Raw genomic sequence first — 626 nt, 5'->3', positions numbered from 1 at the left:
GCTTCGGAGTTGAGACGCACCCGCTCCTGGTCGGTGGCGTCGTCGAAGACGAGTTCGTTGTACTTGCTGCCGCGATAGGTCTTGCTCTTGAACCCGGAGAGCAGGCCGTGGCTGTGCCAGTCGGGGGGCTGCTCGCCGTTGTAGACCCGGCCGGTGATCAGCGGGCGGTCGGCGTCGCCTTCGAGGAAGTCGACGAGGACTTCCTGACCGATACGCGGCACGAACACACCGCCCCAGCCGGCGCCGGCGTTGGGCTGGGAGACCCGCAGCCAGACGCTGGAATTCTCGTCGTGCTGGCCCTGACGGTCCCAGTGGAACTGGACGCGGACGCGGTTGAGATGATCGGTGTGGATCTCCTCATTGGCAGGGCCGACCACGGTGGCGGTCTGCGGCCCGCCGATCACCGGACGCTGATGGACCAGCGGGTGACGGTAGGGCTGGGTGCGTCGCTGGGCCTCGAGATCGACCAGGAAGTGGCCGGTGCCTCCGGTGGTGTAATCCGCAAGGCGTTCACCGGTGGGATCGGCCGTTTCTGCCTCGAGACCGTGCGCCTTCTTGGCGGCGTCGAGCCGGGGCTGCAGGCTGCCGGGTAGCGCCTGGAGCTGGGCCGAGACCGGCAGCGCGTT

1 protein-coding gene is annotated in these 626 nt (G+C 68.2%); it reads right to left on the bottom strand.

Annotated features, from left to right (window positions below; translation table 11 throughout):
• On the bottom strand, nucleotides 1-626 hold a 626-nt coding region (locus tag HR9077_RS20025; RefSeq protein WP_136069071.1), incomplete at both ends, for a type VI secretion system Vgr family protein.

This window comes from Modicisalibacter radicis (assembly GCF_900961225.1).
Taxonomy (GTDB): domain Bacteria; phylum Pseudomonadota; class Gammaproteobacteria; order Pseudomonadales; family Halomonadaceae; genus Modicisalibacter.
Note: the sequence above shows the minus strand (reverse complement) of the source record. Positions and strands in the feature narration are given on the sequence as shown.